Here is a 22,591-nt window from a genome sequence, read left to right as displayed (position 1 = left end):
ACGCCGGCCTGCTATCCCAGTATCTCGAGCGAGGCCTGTTCCAGATCGAGATATAATCCGAACGGGTCGAGGCACGGGACGCCGAGCGCGGCCTCAAACTCATCCTGCGATGAGGCGCCTGCGCGGGATCCAGTCTCTGCATCGGCGAGATTGGAGCGAAAGATGCCGGCGGCACTGACCGGCAGGAAGTCCTCATAGGTGATCGGGCTCGCTTCCAGCCAGCCATCGGTGACCAGCTCGTTTGGCGTGCCGGCTGGACGCTGGCGTCCCGCACGAAGCATAGCGGCCTTGGGCGTCGGTGCGTAAGTGAAATAGGCCAGCCCCTGTTCGCGGATCGTATCCAGATCGTCGGGAAAGCACTGGAAGATCTCCGCCAGGCGCGCTTCATAACCTTCGCCGCCCAGGCTGCGGGCCTGCTCGGCTTCCGCGAGGATCGCATCGTAAAGCGCGCGGCCATGTGGCGTCAGCGCAATCCCGCGTTGCTCGATCTCGCCGAAGCGCGCGGTGTGGACGCCGGCCACGCTCTCGTCGCCATCGCGGAACAGGATGGCCTCTTCCAGCGCCTGAAAGCTCGTCTGGCGCAGCAGGATCGGGACAGACCGGCGTGGCGGGCCTTCGATCACGGCCTTGGCCTTGATGCCGCGCGCGATCATCTCGGCCTGAACCGCATCGATGTCGAGCGCGCGGGGCGTCAGGTGATTGATGTGCGGACCACGGAAGCACACAATATCGGCGATCAGCCGGTGTGCGCGACTGAACGCTTCATAGGTCGCATGATCCACCAGCGCTTCGCCATGCCAGCGGAAGGTTTCCAACGCCTCCAGCACGAAGGCTTCTGCCTCTTCGGTGCCCAGACCGCCCTCCCGCTCGACGCGGTCGATCAGCGCCAGCGCGCCATCGGTGACGATGCTGCGTCGAGCGAGCAGCGCCTGGGCCTGCTTGCGCAACGTAACATCCTCGATCAGCTCAAGCCGCAGCAGCGAGCAGAAGATACGGAAGGCGCAGCGGTTCAGCGATGCCGTGTCGATCGGCCGAAATGCAGTCGAATGCACCGGCAGCCCGGCGACGCCCAGATCATAATAGCCCACCGGCACCATGCCCATCACGGCGAACAATCGCCGCATGAGATGCAGTTCTTCTGGCGTGCCGACCCGGATGGCGCCATGGCGCTCGGCACTGAGCCGGTCGAGTTCGCCCTGCGCTGCGAGCCGTTCGTTCAGCGCGGGATTGTCCTGCAGCACGCGGGCATTGCTCGTGGCGACGATCTCCAGCAGCGTGCCGTAGAGCGGCACCTCGGCCCGGTACATCGCGGACATCGCCTCCGAAAAGGCGAGGCGAATGTCGGCAGGATCGACGAAGCGGGTCATGGGAAGGCTTGCTCCAATGCATGGCGCAAGGCCGTCCGCGCCGCCTGTGCCTGCGCCCAGAGGTCGGGCAGGCCGAGATCGGACGGGGCGAGGCGCTCGGGCCAGTGATTGCCGACGATCGTCTCCAGGCGGTCCAGTCCGCGCTCGTCGAGCAGATGGGCAGGGTGAACCGCCTGTTCCGCCTCGCGTGAGAGCAGTACGCGCAAGCGCAGGCAGGCAGGGCCACCGCCATTGTGCATGGATTCGCGCACATCGACGAAATGAGCGGCGTGGATCGGGCCGCTGGCGCCGACATTGCTGTCCAGCCAGGCCTTGACGGCCGGCGTTTCCCGGCACTCCATCGGGAGAATCAGCGCCCGCTGCCCGTCCGGCAGTGTCACTAATTGGGAATTGAACAAATAGGAGGCGATGGCGGCTTCCAGCGAGACTTCGCTGGCCGGCACCTCCAGGACGATCAGGTCCGGGCAGCGCTGCGCCAGCGCGCCATAGAACGTCACCTTGTCCGCAAAGGCCTGCTCGTGGGCAAAGAGGATGTTTTCATGCGCGACGGCCACGACATCATTGTGGAACGCGCCGGCCGCAATGGCCTCGGCGGATTGTTGCACGGTCAGGCCGCCCTCAATGCCGTGGCGGCGGAAGATCGCGCGGCAGGCTTCGGCAGATTGGCGCGCAGGAAAGCGCCCGCCCGGTTCGCCATAGACCATGACCTCGACGCCGGGTCCGTTCATAGGGGAAGCCAGCCGCATGAAGTTGGCGGCGCCTTCATCGCCGAAACGAGCCGGGACCGGATCATGGACTGCGAAATAGCGCTCATCCGCGAAGATGTGCCGCAATTGCCGCAGCGTCTCGGGCCATTCATGGCTGCGGTGCGCCATGGTCGCGAGATTGGCGACGGTGAAGTGCGTGCGCCCGTCCGCGGTGTCCGGGGCAGGGGAGACGGTGGCGGCATTGGCGGCCCACATTGCCGATGCGCTGGTGGCTTGAGCGAACAGCAACGGCTCTTCCGTCCAGGCACGGGCACAGACCTGCGCATCCGACCCGTCGAAGCCGAATTGGCGCAGCCAGTCCGCGTTGGGTCGATCGTGCGGCAGGAAGAAGCCCTGTCCCAGCCCCAGCCCGTGCAGCGTGCGCATCTTGGCGATGCCTTGCAAGGCTGCCTTGCGGGGCTGGGAGACCTCGCCGGCGTGGAGCGTGGCGGCCAGATTGCCGAGGCTAAGGCCCGCATAATTGTGGATCGGGCCGATCAGCCCATCGAAATTGACCTCGCGAAAGGCGGGCGCGGCGCTCATGCGCGCAGTCCGGTGGAAAGCGTACCGTCCAGCGCTGGGGCCTCCATGCCCGCGACCGGGAAGGCACAATAATCGGCGGCATAATAAGCGCTGGGGCGCAGGTTGCCGCTGTCGCCGATGCCGCCAAAGGGCATGGCGGAGCTTGCGCCATTGGTGGGCCGGTTCCAGTTGACGACGCCGGCGCGAGTGGCGGCGCGAAACTGCTCGAATTGCGCCCGGCTCCCACCCAGCATAGCGGCGGAGAGGCCAAAGCGCGTGGCGTTGGCGCGGGCGATGGCGCGGTCGAAATTCGTCTCGCGCCAGAGCTGGACCACCGGGCCGAAAATCTCCCCGTCAGGAGCGGTCTCGATACCGGTCATGTCGATCAGCGCCGGGGAGAGGAAGGGCAAGCCGGGATCTCGTCGGACCAGCGGACGGATCGGGCGCCCGCCGAGCGCAAGCAGATCCGCGACGCGCGCCTCGACCAGATCGGCGGCGCGATTATCTACCACCGGTCCCATGAAGGGCTGCGGATCGTCAAAGGGCGCGCCGACGATCAGCCTGTCCAGTGTCGCCGCGACCCACTCGATGAGCGCATCCGCGATCTCGTCCTGCACGATCAGTCGGCGCGCGCAGGTGCAGCGTTGCCCGGCGGAAAGCCAGCCGGACTGGACGATGAGCGCAACGGCAGCGTCCATGTCGGCCTCGCCGATCTCCCAGGCGAGCAGCGGATTGTTGCCGCCCATCTCCAGCGCGAGAATGCGGCCTGGCGTGTCGGCGAATGCGCGGGCGAGGAGCTTCCCGGTGGTCGAGCTGCCCGTGAACAGCAGGCCATCCGTGCCCGGATGCGCGGCCACTGCCTTGCCGGTCTCGCCGCCGCCCTGCACGATCTGCAGCACGCCGTCGGGCAGGCCAGCTTCCCGCCAAAGCTGGCCCATCAATTCCGCCGTGGCAGGCGTCAGTTCGCTGGGCTTGAAGACGACCGCATTGCCCGCCAGCAGCGCCGGAACGATGTGCCCGTTGGGCAGATGCGCCGGGAAGTTATAAGGCCCGAGCACCGCCAGCACGCCATGGGGCCGGTGACGCAACGCCAGCGCGAACCCGTCTCCATCTCGCAGCGTCTCGCCCGCCCGGTCCGCCTGCGCGGCGATGGAAATCTCCACCTTGGCAGCGACGCTGGCCGTTTCAGTCCTGGTTTCCCAGAAGGGCTTGCCCGTCTCGCGCGAGATTACCCGGGCGACGTCGTCTGCATGGGCCTTCACCGCGCTGGCATAGGCGCGCAGGATGGCGATGCGCTCTTCCAGCGCCGTGCGCTCCCAGCCCGGTTGGGCGGCGCGGGCCAGCGCGACGGCGGCATTGACGGCAGCGGCATCCGCAGCAACGCCCCGCCAGACGACGTCTCCCGTGCACGGGTCGGTGGAAATCAGGTCGTTCATGGCTTTTCCGCTCGTTTCGTCTCTGGTCTGTTCGGTCAGTCGGTCGTCAGATAACGGGCCGTTGCGCCCTCGCTCAGGCGGCCGAGCGCCATCGCATCCGCTGGCAGGGTCAGGCGCTCTGCTTCGGCATCGATCTGCCCGGCGGCGCGCCAGGCGCGGAAATCCAGCAAATCTCCGGCGGCCAGCAACATCGGGCGGGGCGGGGTCTGAGATGCAGGCGCATCGCTGAAGGCAGCCGCCTCGCGGCTTTCCTTCACGGCCCGCAAATCGTCGACCTCGGCCTGCATGGTCGGCCCGGCGTCGAACAGGTCGACATAGCCATCATAGCGGAAACCCTCGGCCGCGAGCAGCTTCATGGCCGCAGCGCCGCTGGCGTGCGGCTTGCCGATGGCTGCCTGCGCCTCGGGTGGCAGCAGGGTGGTGTAGATCGGGTGCTTGGGCATCAGGTCGGCGATGAACTGGTTGCCGTTGAGGGCGTGGAAGCGGTCGGCATCGGCGAACTCCAGGTCGAAGAAGCGCCGGGTCAGCCCTTCCCAAAATGGCGAGACGCCTTCGGGCTCCTGCCACCCCCGCAATTCGGTGAGCACCTGCTGGCCGAAGCGGGCACGGTGCATTGCCATGAATAGATAGCGGCTGCGCGCGAGCAGCACGCCAAGCCCGCTGCGCCGGAGCTCGGGCACCAGAAACAGGCCGCCGACCTCGCTCGCGCCGGCAAAGTCGTTGACCAGATTGAGCACGCTCGTCGTGACGATGCGGTCCAGCTGGCGCGAGTGCTGCGAGAGGCGGGTGAGCTTATAGGAATAAAAGGGCTTCTTGGTGCCGACGCTGGAGAAGATGAGCGCCGTCCCGCCGATCCGCCCGGTGCCGGCTTCTTCCAGCGCGAACATGTAAAGCTCGTCATCGGGCTGGCTCAACTGCGCCTCAAAGCTGCGCTGGGATCGTTCCAGGCGTGCGAACAGGGCCTCGCGATCATGGGGCAGATTGGTGAAGCCCGGCCCGGTCTGGCCGGCGAGCGTGTAGATGGCGTCGATATCCGCGGTCGTTGCAGGGCGGACGAACCAGTTGTTGAAAGAGCCGTCAGTCATGGGCGACCCCTGCCATATCCGGCGCGGAACCGAGGGCGTGGCCGAGCCGTCCTTGCGCGATCCGCAGCATGGTGATGGCGGCAAGCGCGGCGCGTTCGCTCAGTGAACTCAGGATCATGAACTCCTCATCGGTATGGATGGCGCCCCCGCGCACGCCCATCGTGTCCACCACCGCGACATTCTGGGCGGCGATGTTGTTGCCGTCGCAAACGCCTCCGCTTGGCTGCCAGTCGATGGCAAGGCCGAGGTCCGCGCCGGTCTCCCGGACCAAGCCGAACAGCGCCTGATGCTTCGCGTCGAAGGGCTTGGGCGGTCGCGCAAAGCTGCCCGAGAGCGTAATCGTCACGGCATGATCCGCACTGACCTGCGCAATGATCCGGGCGATGGCCTGCTCGGCGGCCTGCTGGCCGGCGAGGTCCACGGGCCGCATGTTCCAGCTCAGCAGCGCCCGATCGGGCACAACATTGTTGGCGCCGCCGCCGGACAGGCGCGCGACATTGACGGAAAGCCCCTCGATGTCGTGCTTGAGCGCATCCAGTCGTACCGCGAGATCGGCTGCGGCCACCACGGCATTGCGGCCATCCAGCGGATTGCGGCCAGCATGGGCGGATCGGCCGGTCAAGCCGGCGGTGAAATTGCCGCTGCCCCGCCGGGCGCTCGCCAGCGTGCCATCCACCGTGACGGAAGGCTCGAAGGTCATGCCGGTCTGGCAGCGCCGCGCCGTCTCGCGCAGCAGCGCTGCAGACCCTAGCGAGGACACTTCCTCATCGGCATTGACCACCACGTCCCAGCCGAAATCGGGAATGGCATTCGCTGCCTCCAGCGCAGCCAGCGCCTCGATCATTACGAGCAACCCGCCTTTCATATCGGCGGTGCCGGGGCCTTTGAGGCGGTCGTCATCGATCAGGCGACAGGTCTGGAACGGGTGATCGGGCGGGAAGACCGTATCCATATGCCCGGTGAGGATCATGCGGCGGGCGCAGGCGACACGCTTGCGGGCGAGCAGATTGGCGCCATGGGCGAGCGCAACGGTGCGGCCTGCCTCATCCAGCGTTTCAGCGGGCTCTGGCGCAACGGTTGCGACGGTATCGGCAATCTCCGTCAGTCGGGCCGCGAGATGCTGGCGCATCTGCTCCAGCCCGGCGAGGTTGCGGCTGCCTGAGTTGACCTGCGCCCAGTCGACGACTTGCGTCGCCATGTCCGCCTGTCGTCTCCTAAGATGCTCCACGATCCCGATTTCGGTCGGTGAGAGTCCTGTCATGGCCCGATGCTAGACCAACTGGCCGCCCGGGGCTAGGGGCGCGCCGGATCGATGGTCAGAGGACGTCGCCGAACATCAGCCACAGCATGACCAGCCAGGCGATCAGACCGCCCGTGCCGATGACGATATGCAGCCGCTGGCGCAGCCAATTGACAAGGCCGCCGGGATTCTCGTCGTCATCATGTTTCATGCCGCGAAAACCACAGCTCAGCGCCCCTCAGGCCGATCGACGCCGAAAGTCGCCCATTCGGTATCGCCGCCCGGCTCAGGCAAGGCATCCCGCACACCGTCCATTGGCTGCACGTCGGTATTGGTGCGCTGCCGGTGCAGATGCGCCTTGGCAATGAGGTTGGCGGACACCGGCGCCGTGATGAACAGGAACAGAGTGATGAGCAGTTCGTGGGCCGACCAGGTGCCGTCCCGGAACGGAAAGTAGACCATGGATGCCACGAGGCAGCTTCCGACACCGAGGGTGGTTGCCTTGGTCGGGCCGTGCAGCCGGGTCATCAGGCTGGGCAAGCGGGCAAGGCCCCAGCTGCCGATCAGCGCGAAAGCGCCACCGAGGACGATGAGAGCGGCGATCAGGATTTCTGCAATCACTGCCATGGCCTACTCCACAATGTCGCCGCGCAGGAGGAACTTGCAATACGCCACCGTGCCGACGAAGCCGACCATCGCGAGGAGCAGCGCCGCCTCGAAATAGGTGGTGCTGGTTTCGTAGATGCCGAACAGCACGATCAGCGCGATGGCGTTGATGACCATGGTATCCAGCGCCAATATCCGGTCGCACCGCGTCGGGCCGCGCAGCAGCCGGTAGAGGTTGAGCAGCACGGCCAGTGCAATGGAGGCGAAAGCGAAGGTCAGCGCGAGCGCGATCATCGGAAAATCCTCTGCAGCCGGGCCTCATAGCGCGCCTTGATATGGGCAATCTCGTGCGCGACATCGCCCGTGTCGAGCGTGTGGACGAGCAGATAGCGCCCGTCCGCCGACACGTCGGCAGAGACGGTGCCGGGCGTGAGGCTGATGGTGCCGGCCAGCACGGTGATGGCTTCGGCCGAACGCAGGTCCAGCGGGATGGTCATCCAGCGGGAATTCAGATCGCGGTTGCGCCGGAACAGGATGAGCTTGGCGACATGGAAGTTCGCCACGACAATATCGTAGAGCACGATCCCGAGATAATCGAAAATCGCCCAGCCGAAGCGCACGCGCGGGCGATTGGGCCAGAATGGGGCGGTAAAGACCGGAATGACGGTCGCCAGGAGGAGGCCGAGGAGAAAGCCGCCGGCCGTCAGGCTGTTCTGGATCAGGATCCAGACGATGAGCAGCATCACCGTTAGGCCGGGATGGGGGAAGAGCTTGGTCAGCATTGCCTCACCTTCCCGCCGCCGGGCCGAGAACGGCCTCGATGTTGTGCGTCGGCGCGAAAAGCTGCTGGGCCGTTGCGTCCATGTAGCGCGTGACCGGCCCCGCCGCGACGGTGAGCACGACCAGCGTTGCGAGCAAGGCGCAGGCGGGTAGCAATTCGACCAGACGGGCATCGGGCTTTGCCGTCGCGGCATCTTCCCGGCGATTGTCGGGGTGCGCGGCGCTCTTCCAGAAGATGGCGCTGCCGGCGCGGGCGAGGCCGAGAATGGCGAGGAGCGTGGTGCCGAGAATGACCGCCCAGATCCACGCCGCCCAAGGGTCCGCCAATGTCGCCTGCAGGATCAGCAATTTGCCGATGAAGCCCGAAAGCGGCGGGAGGCCCGCGAGGGCCATGGCCGCCAGCAGGTAGAGCGCGGACAGTGGCTCGATGCCGGCAAAGCGTGGGGAGGGGACGATCGTGTCGCCGTAACGACCGCGCCGCAGCCGGATGAGATCGACGACGAGGAAGAGCAAGGCCGCAGCCAATGTGGTGTGCGCCAGATAATAAAGTCCCGCCGTCAGCACCGTGCGGTCGAACGCCGCAATGGCGACCAGCAATGTGGCGGTGGAGCCGAGCAGCCCGAATGCGGCAAGATCGCGTAGGGAGCGCGCTGCCAGCAGGCCCGCAAAACCGATCACCATCGTCGCCAGTGCGGCCGGCATCATCCACACCTCCGGCGCCCACGCCGCCGCGCCGGCCTGATCGCCGAAGATCAGCGAGGATGTGCGGATGATCGCATAAGCGCCGACCTTGGTCATGATCGCGAACAAAGCGGCCACGGGCGCGGCGGTGCCGGCATAGGTGCGCGGCAGCCAGAGTTGCAGCGGCAGCAGCGCGGCCTTGAGCGCAAAGACCAGCGTCAGCAGATGCGCGCCGGCCCGCAGCAGGCCCTGATCGGCCGCCGGCAGGGCCGGGATGCGGGCGGCCATGTCTGCCATGTTGAGCGTGCCGGTGATGCCGTAGAGCAGCCCGATCGCGAAAAGGAACAGCGTCGAGCCGATGAGGTTGACGATTACATATTGCACGCCGGCTTTCAGCCGCTCCGGGCCCTGGCCGTGCAGCATCAGGCCGTAGGAGGCGATCAGCAAGACCTCGAAAAAGACGAAGAGGTTGAACAGGTCGCCTGTCAGGAACGCGCCGTTGATGCCGAGCAACTGGAACTGGAACAGCGGGTGGAAATGCCAGCCCTTGCGGTCCAGCCCGGTCAGCACCGCGTGGCACAGCACGGGCAGGGCGAGCAGGGCGGTAATCAGCAGCATCATCGCCGAGAGCCGATCCAGCACCAGCACGATGCCGAAGGGCGCGGCCCAGTCACCCAGTGCGTAGACGGAGATCGTGCCGCGGCTGGCGACGCTCAGCAGATACACAGCGAGGGCGAGAAGGCCGGTCGCGCCGGCAATGGAAATCGCCGCGCCGATCCAGCGGTGGCGGCGCATGAAGATCAGCGTCGCTGCGGCCATGAGCGCGGGCAACAGCAGGGGGGCGGCGATCAGCGCGGTCATGGCACGATGTCCTCCGGCTCGTCATCCGGTTTGCCGTCGACCTGGTCCGTGCCCGTCTCGAGGAAGCTGCGCAGGGAGAGGACCACCACCAGCGCGGTCATGCCAAAGGCGATGACGATGGCGGTGAGGACCAGCGCCTGCGGCAGAGGGTCCGTATAATCCGTGATGCCTTTCTCGTAGATTGGCGGGCGGTCCACGACCAGCCGCCCCATCGCGAATAGAAACACGTTGATGGCGTAGGACAGCATGGCGAGGCCGAGCACCACCGGAAAAGTGCGGCCGCGCAGGCACAGATAGATGCCGGCCGCCGTGAGGATGCCGATGGCGCTGGCGACGAGCATTTCCATGCTGATCATGCCTTCGCCTCCCGGTTGCGCGCGGGGTCGACATCCATGGGCGCGTCGTCGCTATGATCTTCCTTGTCGGCGCGCTGGGCGATGTGACTGAGTTCGGCCAGCGCGAGCATGACGGCGCCGATCACGGTCATCGCCACGCCGATGTCGAACAGCATGGCCGTCGCCAGCTCGAACGTGCCGATGACGGGCAGGGTGACATAGCCAAAGGCACTGGTGAACAATGGCGCGCCGAAGACGAGCGAGCCCATGCCCGTGAGCGCGGCGACGATCACGCCAAGGCCGATCATCAGATGCTCGTCAAACTTCCGGCGCTGTTCGGCCCATTCGAAGCCCGACGCCATATATTGCATCAGCACGGCAATGGAGATGATGAGCCCGGCGATGAAGCCGCCCCCCGGCAGATTATGCCCGCGCAAGAAGATGTAGATGCCGACCATCATCGCAAGCGGCAGCAGCAGGCGCGTGGCGACGACGAACATCATCGGGTGCCGTTCGGGTGAGCGGATGAGGTCGGGGAGCCAGGCCCGCAACCGCGCGCCGGCCGCGCCGCGCGTCGCCGGCTGCAGCAGGGCGAAGATGGTCAGCGCGGCAATGCCCAGCACGATGATCTCGCCGAAGGTATCGAAAGCGCGGAAATCCACCAGCGTCACGTTCACGACATTGGTACCGCCCCCGCCCGAATAGCTGTTCTCCCAGTGGAAGGTCGAGATGGGCTGATTGGGCTCGCGGGTGAGCACGGCCCACGCCCCGAGCCCGGCCACGGTGCCGCCCACCAGGCCGAGCAAGCCGTCCCGCAGCCGCAGTCGATTGCTGGAGAGGCGGGCAGGCTTCTTAGGCAGCAGGTTGAGCGCGAGCAGCAGCAGCAGGATTGTGACCGTCTCGACCGAAATCTGCGTCAGGGCGAGATCGGGCGCGGAGAGATAGACAAAGCCCAGCGAGACGATGAGGCCGATGACGCTGATAAAGACAAGCGTGAGGTAACGCTCGCGCTGGGAGATGACGACCGCCACCGTCGCGCCGACCAGCAGCAGCCAGCCGATGATAGCGAGCGGCGAGGCCGGCAGCGTTGCGCGCGGACCGGTGCCGCTGCCGCCGCCGACCAGCACCCCCTCAATCGCCAGCGCAATGGCAAGCACGAAGATCAGCGCAAGCTGCCGCTGCAGCGAACCGTTGTGCACGGCATGGATGAAGCCGCGGGCGGCGTCCACCAGCGTCGCAATCCCGCTGTCGAACAGGCGCTTGGCTTCCGGCAGCGGGAGCGCTTGCCAGATGCGCTCGGCGAGGCCGAACCGCCAGAGCATCAGCGCGCCGACCGCCACGGCGAACAGGCTCATCAGCAGAGCAGCATTCACGCCATGCCAGAGGGCGGGCGCGAATGTCCCGGCGCTGCCTGCGGTGACGGTATCGGCCACCGGTTGCACGAGCCATGTCGTCAGCGTCGCGGGGAAAAGGCCGACAAGGATGACCAGAAGAACGAGCAGCCCAGAGGGCGCCCAAAGGCCGAACGGGGGATCATGCGGTGCGTGGGGGTAATCATCGCGCTGGCGGCCCAGATAGACATGGAAAGCGTAGCGGAGCGCGTAAGCGACAGAGAGCGTCGCGGCGACCACCGCGATGGCTGGCACCAGCCAGCCCATCCCCAGCCAGGCGGTATGCGCCGCCTCGTCGAGCATCATTTCCTTGGATAGGAAGCCGTTGAAGGGAGGCAGGCCGGCCATCGATCCCGCCGCGATCATGCCCAGCGTCGCGGTGATCGGCATCAGCGTGGCGAGGCCGCCCAGCCGCCGAATATCCCGCGTGCCGGCCTCATGGTCGACAATGCCGGCATTCATGAACAGCGCCGCCTTGAAGATCGCGTGGTTCAGGATGTGGAAGACGCCGACCATCGCCGCCGTGCCGGTGCCAAAGCCGAAGAGCATGGTAAGCAATCCGAGATGGCTGACGGTCGAATAAGCGAGGATGGCCTTGAGGTCGGTCTTGAACAGCGCGATGGCGGCGCCGATCAGCATGGTAACAAGGCCGGTCGTCGCGACGAGATAGAACCACAGATCCGTACCCGCCAGCGCCGGCCACAGGCGCGCGATCAGGAAGATGCCGGCCTTCACCATCGTCGCGGAATGGAGATAGGCGCTGACCGGTGTCGGTGCCGCCATGGCGTGCGGCAGCCAGAAGTGGAAAGGGAATTGCGCCGACTTGGTGAAGCAACCGAGCAGGATGAGCACCAGCGCGACCGGATAGAGCGGCGAGGCCTGAATCAGGTCACTGCTGGCCAGTATGGTGCGGATATCGGTGGAGCCGGCAATGCTGCCCAGCAGCAATAGCCCGGCGATGAGCGCGAGCCCGCCGCCGCCCGTCACCACCAGCGCCATGCGGGCGCCCTGCCGGGCCTCGGCTCTATCGCGCCAGAAGCCGATCAGCAGGAAGGAGGAAAGGCTGGTCATCTCCCAAAAGACGAGCAGTAGCAGCACATTGTCCGAGAGCGCGATCCCCAGCATGGCGCCCTGAAACAGCAGCAGAAAGGCCAGAAAGCGCCCCATGGGATCTTCCGCTGCCAGATAGAAACGGGCGTAGACGATGACGAGCAGGCCGATGCCCAGGATCAGCCCCGCGAACATCGCGCCCAACGGATCGAGGAAGAACCCCAAGGACAGGCCGAGGGCCGGCACCCAGTCGATCTGCATCGTCGGCGTCTGCCCGGCGAGAGCGGCCGGCATGAGCGCGATGAGGATCGCGAGCGCCGCGCCGGTCGTGCCGGCGGCGATCCAGGCCTGAAGGTTTCGGCTAGTGCCGCTGAGTATCGCCAACAGCAACGCGCCAACAAATGGCAGCAAGGCGAGTATCAGCAACAAAAATCCGCGGCTCCCGTGATGCGTCGGCAGGTGATTGACGATCCGATGGCGATCAGGATCTGGCGATCCTCAAAAGGTCTGCCCACCTTATCCAGACAATGCGGCATGAGGACAACCCGAAAGCGCCGAATTTTCGGCCTTCGCTGACGATTTATAGCTGTCGGGGCGCGGCGCTGACCGTCGGTTGGAGCATCTTCAGTCAGGCGCCGTGGCCATTAAAAAGGCGCCAGCCCGTGCGAGAGCTGGCGCCTGTAATGAGGATATGTATGGCTTAGCGTTCGACGCACATGGCGATGCCCATGCCGCCACCGATGCAGAGCGTTGCGAGCCCCTTCTTGCCGTCGCGGCGGGCGAGTTCGTAGAGCAGCGTGGTGAGCACGCGCGCGCCCGAGGCGCCGATGGGGTGACCAAGCGCGATCGCGCCGCCGTTCACGTTCACGATGTCCGGGTTCCAGCCCAGTTCCTTGCCGACCGAGAGCGCCTGCGCCGCGAAGGCCTCGTTCGCCTCGATCAGGTCGAGGTCGGCGAGCGACCAGCCGGCCTTGTCCAGTGCGATGCGGCTGGCCGGGGCCGGGCCGATCCCCATGATCGAGGGGTCGACCCCGCAGGTCGCCCAGCTGGCGATGCGCGCCAGCACCGGCGCGCCGCGACGGGCGGCCTCTTCGGCGGTCATCAGCACCAGCGCCGCGGCGCCATCGTTCACGCCGCTGGCATTGCCGGCGGTGACTGTGCCGTCCTTCTTGAACGCAGCGCGCAGTCCCGCCATCGCCTCAACGGTGGCGCCGGCGCGGATATACTCGTCGGCATTGACGATGGTGTCGCCCTTGCGGCCCTTGACCGTGACAGGCGCGATCTCGTCGGCAAAGCGACCCGCGGCGCGGGCGGCTTCCGCCTTGTTCTGGCTGGCCGCTGCGAACGCGTCCTGCTCTTCGCGGGTGATGCCGTACTTTTCGGCAAGATTCTCCGCCGTGATGCCCATGTGGTAGCCATTGAAGGCATCGGTCAGGCCGTCATTCACCATGGTGTCGATCAGCGTAATCGGTCCCATCTTGGTGCCCGCGCGCATCATCTGGGCGTGGGGCGAGAGGGACATATTCTCCTGACCGCCGGCCACCATGATGCTGGCATCGCCGCAGCGGATCGCCTGCGCGGCGAGCGCGACGGCGCGCAGGCCCGAGCCGCAGACCTGATTGATGGTGATCGCCGTGCGGTCGATCGGGATGCCGGCGTTCACGGCCGCCTGCCGCGCCGGGTTCTGGCCCTGGGCGGTGGTGAGCACCTGGCCGAAGATCAGCTCGTTCACCTCATCGGGCGAGACGCCGGCCTGCTCTAGTGCTGCGACGATGGCGACGCGACCGAGTTCATGCGCGGGGGTGTTGGCGAAGCTGCCCAGAAAGCTGCCGACCGGCGTGCGCTTGGCGGCGGTGATGACGATATCGGTCATGGATTGGCAAGTCCCTCGATTGCGGCGCCAGGGGCGCAGGTTGCTCTCTCGTGCCGGGCCTCTAGCATCAGCCGCCACAGCGCGAAAGCCAGTCGCTCAATCCTCTCCACAGTTGCGCTTCCGCACGGCTGCCGATCATCATGCCGACGTGGCCGAGCGCAAGGTCGATCCGTTCCGCCGCAGGTGGCACGGCGGCGGCGGGCACGATCCGGTCCGTGGTCGAGGCGATGGCGAGCGTCGGGCAATCCAGCGCTTGCGGGTCCGCGACGGTGCCGTGGATGGACCATTGGCCGCTCGCTGTCATATTGGCGCCATAGCACCGCTCGGCAAGGTCTCGTCCGCTCGCCAGTGTCAGCGGCGCGCCTTCATTGGCCCAGTCCTCAAGCGCGATGAAGGCCTCAAAGGCCGGACTGTCAGCCTCCATCTCGGCGAAGGCGGCATATTTGCGAATGGTACGATCGGGATCGAGCGACCAGAAGCCGGTCTGGAACACTTCCATCGGAACAAGGCCCAGCGCCTCGCAGCCGGGCCTGGCCTTGGCCCAGATTTCGGCAAGCTGGGACTGAAAGGGGGCTTCATAGGCGGAAAAGTCCCACGGCGCCGCGATGGTCGCGACGCCGGCGATCGGCTTGCCCAGCGCCTGCAGCCGCGAAGCCGCGCCGATGGCAAGCGTCCCGCCCAGGCAATAGCCGACGAGCAGGGGCGGGCGATCCAGTTGCTGCAACAGGGGCAGCAGCAGGCGCTCGACATGATCGGCCAGATCGACGTCGCGCTCGCCTTCATCCGGCGTTCCCCAGTCCAGCAGCAGGGCATCATGGCCCTGCTGTCCAAGATAGCGCAGCAACGAGCGCTGTTCGGAGAGGTCGAGGATATGGGGCGGGTTGATCAGCGACGGGATGAGGATGACCGGCGCCCGGTCTCCGCCGGCGCCCCTCATGCTGCGTTGTGCATTGCCGTTTCGCGTGAGCAAAGCCGCGCGGCCATTTTGCGCAGCAATTTCCGGAAGGTCACCCGGCGCAGGTCGCGACGCTGTCTGAAAACGGCGCAATCCTGCCAATGCCTTGCGCCGTAATTGGGCATCCTGTGCCGTCACCTGCCACAATATGGAAAGAAACAGCGGCAGCGGACGCGGCCCATGTTGCGGTGCAGAAAGAAACGATGCTATGTTGCGCCCAACGGAGGGTGGAGCATCATCTATGGCACGATCGAAATCAGGTGGCGAATCAGGGACCATTGTCATCAAGAAGTACGCCAATCGGCGTCTCTATGACACGGAAACCTCCAGCTATATCACACTTGAATTGCTCTCGCAGATGACGCGCGAGGGGCGCGATTTCGTGGTGGTCGATGCCAAGTCCGGCGAGGACATCACGCACAATGTCCTCACCCAGATCATCATGGAAGAAGAGCAGCGCGGCGAGAACATGCTGCCGGTCAGCTTCCTGCGCCAGCTCATTTCGCTCTACGGCGACTCGATGCAGTCCATGGTGCCGCAATATCTCGAGGCGAGCATGGAAGCGTTCCGCAAGAATCAGCAGCAATTCCAGGAAGCCATGCAGGGCGCATTCGCCGGCGGACCCTTTGCCGAGATCGCCAAGCGCAACATGGAAATGCTCAACGCCGCAGCGAACGCCTTCAAGCCCGCTGCACCTGCCGCACCCGCGAAGGCTGGCGACTCTGCCGATGAAGTGTCCGAGCTCAAGGCACAACTCGCCGCGCTCAACGCCAAGATTGACAAGCTGGGCGGCTGACCAATCTGGCGCGGTCGGGATGGCTGCGCCTTAACGGCCCACGGTCCGAGCGATCAGCGCCGCGCAATTGGCATCCGGTGCGGTTTCCGCGCGACCACCGATCGCTCGACCGACTGCCTTCAGGATATTGCCGACCGAGCGCGTGTTTTCCGGCACGACCAGATCGGGATTGCGCAATGTGCCCCGCAGATGGGCATTGCCGGGAAGCTGCAGCGCATGTTCGTTCTTGGCGAGGCCCTTGAGGGTCAGCTCGAGACGTTCGGTGGGGAAGCTGACTGTGCCGGTGCCACGTGACTGGCTGACCGGCGTGTCGACGACCAAGGTGCGCACCACGCCGCGTCCGCCCCGCATATCGAGCAGGACCACACCGCAGCGCAGCGCTTCCCGCCCGTCCTCGTCCGCAAACAGGCCCTTGCCTATGTCGAAGCCGAGCAGGCCGGCCAACCGCGCCGGCATCGATCCGCCGCGGGTGACCGCGCCTACGGTTCCGTTCGATTGCCCGACAGCCTCGCGGATCGTGTCGCCCACGCCGGTCAGGCGCGCGCGGGCATCCACGCGGCCCTGCACGTCGCCCTCGCTGTTGCCGTCCCCGCCCGCCAGCGCCGCGATGCTGCTGTTGCGCATGTCGAGCGCCAGCGTGACCGTCGGCTTGGGCTGGCCATCCCGCTGATTGACCACGGCCCGCCCGGTCATCACGCCCTGCGTCAAGCCGATGCGCAGCGGATCGACGGTGAGGATGCGGTTGTCGAGATTCAGCACCGCGCTGGCATTGGTGAGGGAGGAGGGGCGCCGCCCGCCCAAAATCCGGTCGACGCGCACCGATATGCGCCCGTCCGTCTTGTCGATCTTGCGGATGTTGATCCGCGTGTTGGGCACCAGCCGCTGGCCCTGCGCTCGCTCCAGCGCGACTGCCTGCGCATTGCCCTTGTCGTCGGCCAGATCTTCGAAATCGAGCTGGCCGAAGCGCGCCTCGCCATCCAGCTTGGTGCGGCCATCCACCTTGCGAACCGTGAGCGCGCCCGTGAACCGGCTACGGCCGACGGTGCCGCCCAGATCGGCCACGCTCCACACGCCATCGCGCCGCTGGACATTGGCGGCGATATCGACCGGCTGCGTGCCGAACAGTCCCGCCTCGATGATGCGGTCCACCAGTTTGAGCGTGCTGGCGCGGGCGGAGACCTTGAACGTCATATCGTCCGTGCGCATCGGGCCGGCCATCGTGCCGCGCGCGTGCAGGGTGAGGGCGTCACCCATGATGCGCGCATCGAAGGGCCAGCTCTGGCCGGCGCGCATCGGCGCGGCGGTGAGGCGCAGCGTGACCGGTTCCCCTTCGACGGTGCCGGTCCCGGTGCCGCGCAAGCCCTGCTGCGGATCGACCGACAGCTTGACCTTGAACTGACGCTTCTGGAAGGCATCGCGATAATCGATCACAGCGTCATCGACACGGACCAAAGGCGTTTCCGAGCTGCCCTGGTCGTCCTTATTCGATTTACTGCCGAGCGCGTCCCAGCTCTTGCGGCGATTCTCGTCGCGAACCAGCGTCAGCCGCACGCCCCGGGCGGAGAGCAACTGCGGCCCGCCGCGCCCGAGCAGCAGTCCGATGACGGGGAGACGCAGCCGCAACGCCTCTATCCGCGCCAAATCGCCTTCGCCGGCCCAGGCAGGCTGGGGCACACGGATATCCCGCACCTGAATCACGGGGCTGAACGAGAAGGCGCTTTCCCGCGTCATCGACCCGATGGTGGCTTTCGTGCCGATCTGGTCGGACAGGCGCCGCTCGGCGGCCTCCTTGAACCAGAAAGCGGGGAAGGTGGCAGCCAGAACCAGCAGGGCCAGCAGCAGAACCAGCAGCGCGGCCGCGATCATCGCGATGATCCGAGTGCGGCGGGGCGTAGTGCGAATCATCGACGAGAAGTGGGTCATTGGAGACGGGACGAGTGAGGTCAGGGAAAGTTCCCGTTCGTCTCCCAGCGTCAGCGCGCGAACGTCTTGGTATTTTTCCGCGCGGCCACTAAAGACCGCTGCAATCCCCAATCCAGATCCCGGAAGCCAGACATTGTCCAACATCAAGCACGCGTTGCCCGTCACCCGAGCCAAGGATTTCGCTGCCTGGTATCAGGCCGTGATCAGCGAGGCCGATCTGGCCGAAGAAAGCGGCGTGCGTGGCTGCATGGTCATCCGTCCGTGGGGCTATGGCATCTGGGAGCGCATCCAGAAGCTGATGGATGCGCGCATCAAGGCAGCTGGGGTGGAGAACTGCTATTTCCCGCTGTTCATCCCGCTCTCCTTCTTCGCCGAGGAAGCGGACCATGTCGAAGGCTTCGCCAAGGAAATGGCGGTGGTCACCCATCATCGCCTCAAGAATATCGACGGGAAGCTGCAGACCGATCCGGATAGCAAGCTGGAGGAGCCCCTGGTTGTGCGCCCCACGTCCGAGACGGTGATCGGCAAGGCGATGGCGCGTTGGGTGCAGAGCTGGCGCGATCTGCCGCTGCTCACCAATCAGTGGGCCAATGTCGTGCGCTGGGAGATGCGCACCCGCATGTTCCTGCGCACCAGCGAGTTCCTCTGGCAGGAAGGGCATACCGCCCATGCCGACGAAGCCGACGCGCGGACCGAGACGATGCGCGCGCTCGAAATGTACCGTGATTTTGCGGAAACCGAGCTGGCCATGCCGGTGGTCGCGGGGGAAAAGCCGGAGAATGAGCGTTTCCCCGGCGCGGTCGCCACCTATTCCATCGAGGCGATGATGCAGGATGGCAAGGCGCTACAGGCCGGCACCTCGCATTATCTGGGCACGGGCTTCGCCAAGGCGGCGGGCATCCAGTACCAGAATCAGGATGGCCAGCAGGCCCTGTGCCACACCACGAGTTGGGGCGTTTCGACCCGCATGATCGGCGGCGTCATCATGGTCCATGGCGATGACGACGGGCTGCGTTGCCCGCCGATGATCGCCCCGCATCAGGTGGTGATCGTGCCGATGCTGCGCGATACGGACGAGGATGCGGCGGTCATCGAATATTGCGACGCGCTCGCCAAGGATCTGGGCGCGGTCGACGTGTTCCGCGAGCCGCTGCGGGTGCTGTTCGACAAGAAGCCGATCAAGGCCGCCCCCAAGCGCTGGGGCTGGGTGAAGAAGGGCGCGCCGATCATCGTCGAGGTCGGCGGGCGCGATGTGGCGGGCGGCAATGTTTCGGTCGTGCGGCGGGACCGGCTCTATAATGAGGCGGGCAAGCTGGCGAGCGAGGTCATGGCGCGGGATGCTTTCGTGGCGGCGGTCGCGGATATGCTGCGCGGGGTTCAGGACACGCTGCACAGTGAGGCGCGCGCGCGTCTGGATGCGAACATCCGCCGCGACGTGAGCGAACTGACGGCGCTGGCGGGTGCATTCGGCGGTGACAAGCCCGGCTGGGTCGAAGTCGAATGGAGCAAGCCCACGGGACCCGCGCTGGACAAGGTGGTCGCTTGGCTGAAGGGCGAGAAGCTGACGCTGCGCAACGTGCCGATGGATGCGACGCCGGCGAGCGGGACGTGCATCTTTACCGGCGAGAAGGCTGTAGAGCGAGTTTTGGTTGGCCGCGCTTATTGAGATTTTAGGAGGTTTAGGGGCACCTCCCATCTCCCGTTCGTGTCGAGCGAAGTCGAGACACATGAGCGCCGTGCTAGGCGTGTCTCGACTTCGCTCGACACGAACGGTTCTGTGGATTTCCTGAGCCTACTTCTCCAGTAACCTAGGCATCAATTCCACGAAGTTGCACGGCCGAAAGCGGCTGTCGAGCTGGTGGACCAAAATCTGGTCCCACCCGTCCTTCACCGCGCCGGTCGAGCCGGGCAGGGCGAAGATATAGGTTCCGCGCGCCACGCAGGCACAGGCGCGGGATTGGACGGTCGAGGTGCCGATCGACTGGAAGCTGAGCCAGCGGAATAGCTCGCCAAATCCCGGAATGGCCTTGTCCTGCACTTTTTCCAGCGCTTCGGGGGTGACGTCACGCCCGGTCACGCCGGTGCCGCCGGTGGTGAGGATGACATCGATCTGCGGGTCGTCGATCCACCGGTGCAGATGGCCAAGGATCGTCTCGACCGAATCCTTGCTGATCTCGCGGGCCTTCAGCACATGGCCGGCAGCGGTAACGCGCTCGGCGAGCGTATCGCCGGATCGGTCGTCTGCCAGCGTCCGCGTGTCGGAGATGGTGAGCAGGGCGATCTGAACCGGGATGAAGACGCGGCTCTCGTCAATAGGCACCGGCGGCAGTCCCGTGCGGGGTGACGCGGACGGCGACGTCCTTGCTGCCATCCGGGAAGCGGACCCACAGGCCCTGCGCCATGGCCGAGAGTGCCGGGGAGCGGCCGCCTTGCTCGTCCATCTGGTAGATCCAGTAATTGCGCAGCACCGCGTTCAGATAGGCGCGGGTCTCGTAGTAAGGCACGGATTCGATGAAGAGCAGCGGATCGCCCTCATCGCGGATCTGCACGTTCCAGCGCTCGATCGGAGTGGGGCCGGCATTATAGGCGGCAACGACCTTGGGTAGCAGTCCGCCCGTGGCCGGCATCTGGCTGAGCTTGCGCAGATAGGCCTGGCCGAGCGCGAGGCTGACGGCCGGATCGTAAAGCTGATCGGGCGTCACTGCCATGCCGCTGGAGCGGGCAAGCTGCGCACCGGTGCCCGGGAGCACCTGCATCAGGCCGCGTGCATCGGCCGGGCTGCGTGCATCGGTCTGGAAGCGGGATTCCTGCAGGGCGTGGGCGAAGACTAGCGCGCGCTCGACCTGCCAGCCATTGCTTGGTGACCATTCCGGGCGGGGATAGCGCGCATAAGCGGCTGACTTGCGACCGCTCGGCGAGCGCTGCGCCAGCCAGAGCTGGGTGGTCGGCAGCGAGAGGTCGCTGGCGAGATGTACCAGCGCGCTATAGCGCGTGTCGTCGCTCAGCGCGGCTTCGTGGCGCAGCACGGCATCGGCCTGCGCGCTCCGGCCCAGCGTGGCGAGGATCACGGCGTTGCGGACATTGCCGCTGCCCGCGAGCAGCGACCAATCCTGTGACGACACATTCTCCCGCTTGAGCGCGGTGCTGAAGCCGAGGCCGAGCGTTTCGCGGGCCAGCAGGCCGTAGAAGCTCTCTTCATCGCGCGCCGCGCTGCGCAGTAGGGCATTGACCCGCTCGGGCTTGCGATCAGCCATCATGGCGCGCGCGGCCCAGAAATAGCTGCGGCTGCGCAGGTCGGCATCGGACGTGCTCATCGCGGCATGATAGAAAGAGTCAGCGGCGGCAGCCCATTGCTTCTCGCGCCAGGCGGCGAGGCCCATCACCCAGTAAGAGGGCGCCACGAACTCGCCGGTGCCGCCATTGACGGCCAGCGCGCCCATGCGGCGGGCATTGGCGGTATCGCCGCAGATGAAATAGGACCAGGCGAGGCGCTGGCGAAGTTCGGTGCGCCCATCCATGCCGAGCCCGGCCTCGGCGGAGGCGAGCAGCGCCTCGCCCTGATTGGGCTGATCGTCCTTGATATACTGGAGCAGCGTGCCGCGCAGTTGATCGGCCGCGGCATCGCCCTTCACGGAGCGGAGCATCTGCCGCTGGGGAGACGTGCCGGTCCACATGAGCTGGCGCGTAGCCGGCCGGTCCGGCAGCGTCTGCGCTCCCCGCTTGCGGGCCAGCGAGGCGATGCGCTCATTCTGCGGAAGGTTGGGCGTCTTGTGCAGCAGGTCGAGCAGGTCGAACAGTTCGACGCGGGGGCTGTCCTTGGCCAGATAAAGCTCGGCAAGCAGATGCGGGCGCATACTGTCCGCCTCGGAGAGGCCGAGAATGGCACTGCGCGCCTCGTCCCAGCGCTTGCCCTCCAGCATGGCGAGAATGGCGCCATATCGGCCTTGCTCATCCTGGCTCGGCGCCGGGATGGCGGAGGCTGCCGCCGCCGGCTGGGCCACTGCCAGCGGGCCAGCGAGCGAGCACAGCGACAAGGCAATGAGCAACGACCGGCGCACACGGGATCGGGAAGGGGACCTGTTCATTGCGTCAACAATCCATGGAGCATACGCACGCTTTGCCAGCTTCTGGCCTTGGCAAGCGGCCGGTTCATCAGCAGATCAGGCCCCGCGAGGGCGACCGTATCCACGCTGCCATGCGGCAGGTCAACCTTTTCAAGCCCCACCAGGCCGGGTCGCCAGCGCTCGCCGAGCATGGCGCGGCCGATCCGGTCACCAAGCAGGATGATCGCGCCCGGCTGGACCAGATCGAGATAGCAGCTCATCCGCGCGGCAAGCTGGGGGAGCAAGGCGGCATCGAGATGACCGCCCGGTGGACGGCGCAGAGCCAGCGGCAGACAGGGCGCCTGTGCGGGCTCAAGGCCGAGCGTGCCGAGCATCGCGGCGATGAACCGCTGCTGTTGCGGCTCGAGAAGCTGGGCCAGATCGGTTGCACCGGCGGCCGGCATCTCGACGAGGAGAACGAGGCGCGGCGCGTGCAGGGCGGGGAGCGCGATCCGCTCGCCATGCCAGTCGGCTTCCGGCTGGCCGGCATCCTGCGCAATCCACTCGAGGAAGCCCGGTAAATCTCCCGGCATCCTCTTGGGCGCCTGATCCGGCGTGCGGGCCTGTACGGGGGCGGGCTGCGGCGCCGCCCCGGGGGCTTCAGCAGGCGCATCAATGGCCGGCCGCGCGGCAACGTCTGCTGCGCCACTGGCTGTGTTGGAAGAGCGTCGCCAGAATGGAACGGGTTCGCCATCCCGCCAGCGCCGGGGCGCCTCGTCGGTGGCGCAATCCAGCCCCGCTTCCCGCCACCAATGCGCATAGGCATAGGCCGCCTGCTCCGGCGTCATCATGTCCTGCTCACCCATGGGTTTACAGAGACAGAGGTTGACGGCGCGGTCAA

General features: G+C 66.2%; 20 protein-coding genes. 2 read left to right on the top strand and 18 right to left on the bottom strand.

Translation table 11 applies throughout. From position 1 onward, the window contains the following. Window positions 1-11: 11 nt before the first annotated feature. The 14 genes from M2339_RS07710 to M2339_RS07645 form a co-directional block, all read right to left on the bottom strand. Window positions 12-1,367, bottom strand: a complete 1,356-nt coding sequence (locus tag M2339_RS07710) for a VOC family protein (RefSeq protein ID WP_264587003.1) — start codon at window positions 1,365-1,367, stop codon at window positions 12-14. After that, window positions 1,364-2,656, bottom strand: a complete 1,293-nt coding sequence (locus M2339_RS07705) for an N-succinylarginine dihydrolase (RefSeq protein ID WP_264587004.1) — start codon at window positions 2,654-2,656, stop codon at window positions 1,364-1,366. The genes M2339_RS07710 and M2339_RS07705 overlap by 4 nt, the downstream gene beginning before the upstream one ends. Beyond that, a complete protein-coding gene (gene astD, locus M2339_RS07700; RefSeq protein ID WP_264587005.1) occupies window positions 2,653-4,071 on the bottom strand; it encodes a succinylglutamate-semialdehyde dehydrogenase in 1,419 nt (472 codons plus the stop codon). Before astD ends, M2339_RS07705 begins: the two co-directional genes overlap by 4 nt. Window positions 4,072-4,106: 35 nt before the next feature. Further along, entirely contained in the window at window positions 4,107-5,156 is a 1,050-nt protein-coding gene (locus M2339_RS07695; RefSeq protein WP_264587006.1) for an arginine N-succinyltransferase, read from the bottom strand. Further along, window positions 5,149-6,417: a hydrolase gene (locus tag M2339_RS07690; protein WP_264587007.1), complete on the bottom strand. Its 1,269-nt coding sequence runs from the start codon at window positions 6,415-6,417 to the stop codon at window positions 5,149-5,151. The genes M2339_RS07695 and M2339_RS07690 overlap by 8 nt, the downstream gene beginning before the upstream one ends. A gap of 55 nt (window positions 6,418-6,472) precedes the next feature. Next, window positions 6,473-6,607 (bottom strand): hypothetical protein, encoded by a 135-nt coding sequence (locus M2339_RS07685; protein WP_264587008.1) that lies wholly within the window; start codon window positions 6,605-6,607, stop codon window positions 6,473-6,475. A 17-nt stretch (window positions 6,608-6,624) separates the two neighbouring features. Then, window positions 6,625-7,023, bottom strand: a complete 399-nt coding sequence (locus tag M2339_RS07680) for a Na+/H+ antiporter subunit G (protein ID WP_181559356.1) — start codon at window positions 7,021-7,023, stop codon at window positions 6,625-6,627. A 3-nt stretch (window positions 7,024-7,026) separates the two neighbouring features. Continuing rightward, complete coding sequence (locus tag M2339_RS07675; RefSeq protein ID WP_181559357.1) at window positions 7,027-7,296, bottom strand: K+/H+ antiporter subunit F; 270 nt, start codon at window positions 7,294-7,296, stop codon at window positions 7,027-7,029. Beyond that, entirely contained in the window at window positions 7,293-7,784 is a 492-nt protein-coding gene (locus M2339_RS07670; protein ID WP_264587009.1) for a Na+/H+ antiporter subunit E, read from the bottom strand. Before M2339_RS07670 ends, M2339_RS07675 begins: the two co-directional genes overlap by 4 nt. A 4-nt stretch (window positions 7,785-7,788) precedes the next feature. After that, a complete protein-coding gene (locus M2339_RS07665; RefSeq protein ID WP_264587010.1) occupies window positions 7,789-9,324 on the bottom strand; it encodes a monovalent cation/H+ antiporter subunit D in 1,536 nt (511 codons plus the stop codon). Then, a complete protein-coding gene (locus M2339_RS07660; protein WP_181561385.1) occupies window positions 9,321-9,671 on the bottom strand; it encodes a Na+/H+ antiporter subunit C in 351 nt (116 codons plus the stop codon). The genes M2339_RS07665 and M2339_RS07660 overlap by 4 nt, the downstream gene beginning before the upstream one ends. Before the next feature lie 5 nt (window positions 9,672-9,676). Beyond that, entirely contained in the window at window positions 9,677-12,526 is a 2,850-nt protein-coding gene (locus tag M2339_RS07655; RefSeq protein WP_264606284.1) for a monovalent cation/H+ antiporter subunit A, read from the bottom strand. A 274-nt stretch (window positions 12,527-12,800) separates the two neighbouring features. Beyond that, the gene (locus M2339_RS07650; RefSeq protein ID WP_264587012.1) at window positions 12,801-13,973 is read right to left on the bottom strand and encodes an acetyl-CoA C-acetyltransferase; all 1,173 of its coding nucleotides are present in this window, start codon (window positions 13,971-13,973) and stop codon (window positions 12,801-12,803) included. 67 nt (window positions 13,974-14,040) lie between these two features. After that, complete coding sequence (locus M2339_RS07645; RefSeq protein WP_319801112.1) at window positions 14,041-14,910, bottom strand: alpha/beta fold hydrolase; 870 nt, start codon at window positions 14,908-14,910, stop codon at window positions 14,041-14,043. Window positions 14,911-15,169: 259 nt separating this feature from the next. On the opposite strand from M2339_RS07645, the gene phaR reads away from it, so the two are divergent. Continuing rightward, on the top strand, window positions 15,170-15,724 hold the full coding sequence (gene phaR, locus M2339_RS07640) for a polyhydroxyalkanoate synthesis repressor PhaR (RefSeq protein WP_181559362.1): 555 nt from the start codon (window positions 15,170-15,172) through the stop codon (window positions 15,722-15,724). 30 nt (window positions 15,725-15,754) lie between these two features. Here phaR and M2339_RS07635 read toward each other — a convergent pair whose 3' ends face one another. Next, window positions 15,755-17,629: an AsmA family protein gene (locus M2339_RS07635; protein ID WP_264587014.1), complete on the bottom strand. Its 1,875-nt coding sequence runs from the start codon at window positions 17,627-17,629 to the stop codon at window positions 15,755-15,757. 160 nt (window positions 17,630-17,789) lie between these two features. Between M2339_RS07635 and M2339_RS07630 the strand changes: the two genes are divergently transcribed. After that, window positions 17,790-19,313, top strand: a complete 1,524-nt coding sequence (locus M2339_RS07630; RefSeq protein WP_264588336.1) for a proline--tRNA ligase — start codon at window positions 17,790-17,792, stop codon at window positions 19,311-19,313. A 126-nt stretch (window positions 19,314-19,439) separates the two neighbouring features. On the opposite strand, the gene moaB is transcribed toward M2339_RS07630, so the two are convergent. The 3 genes from moaB to M2339_RS07615 are packed head-to-tail and all read right to left on the bottom strand — an operon-like array spanning window position 19,440 to window position 22,556. After that, entirely contained in the window at window positions 19,440-19,967 is a 528-nt protein-coding gene (gene moaB / locus M2339_RS07625) for a molybdenum cofactor biosynthesis protein B (RefSeq protein ID WP_264587015.1), read from the bottom strand. Then, window positions 19,957-21,705, bottom strand: coding sequence for a lytic transglycosylase domain-containing protein (locus M2339_RS07620; RefSeq protein WP_264606282.1), 1,749 nt, complete (start codon window positions 21,703-21,705; stop codon window positions 19,957-19,959). The genes moaB and M2339_RS07620 overlap by 11 nt, the downstream gene beginning before the upstream one ends. Before the next feature lie 23 nt (window positions 21,706-21,728). Further along, entirely contained in the window at window positions 21,729-22,556 is an 828-nt protein-coding gene (locus M2339_RS07615; RefSeq protein ID WP_264606281.1) for a hypothetical protein, read from the bottom strand. Between the last annotated feature and the right edge of the window lie 35 nt (window positions 22,557-22,591).

Source organism: Sphingobium sp. B2D3C (assembly GCF_025961835.1).
Lineage (GTDB): Bacteria > Pseudomonadota > Alphaproteobacteria > Sphingomonadales > Sphingomonadaceae > Sphingobium.
Note: the sequence above shows the minus strand (reverse complement) of the source record. Positions and strands in the feature narration are given on the sequence as shown.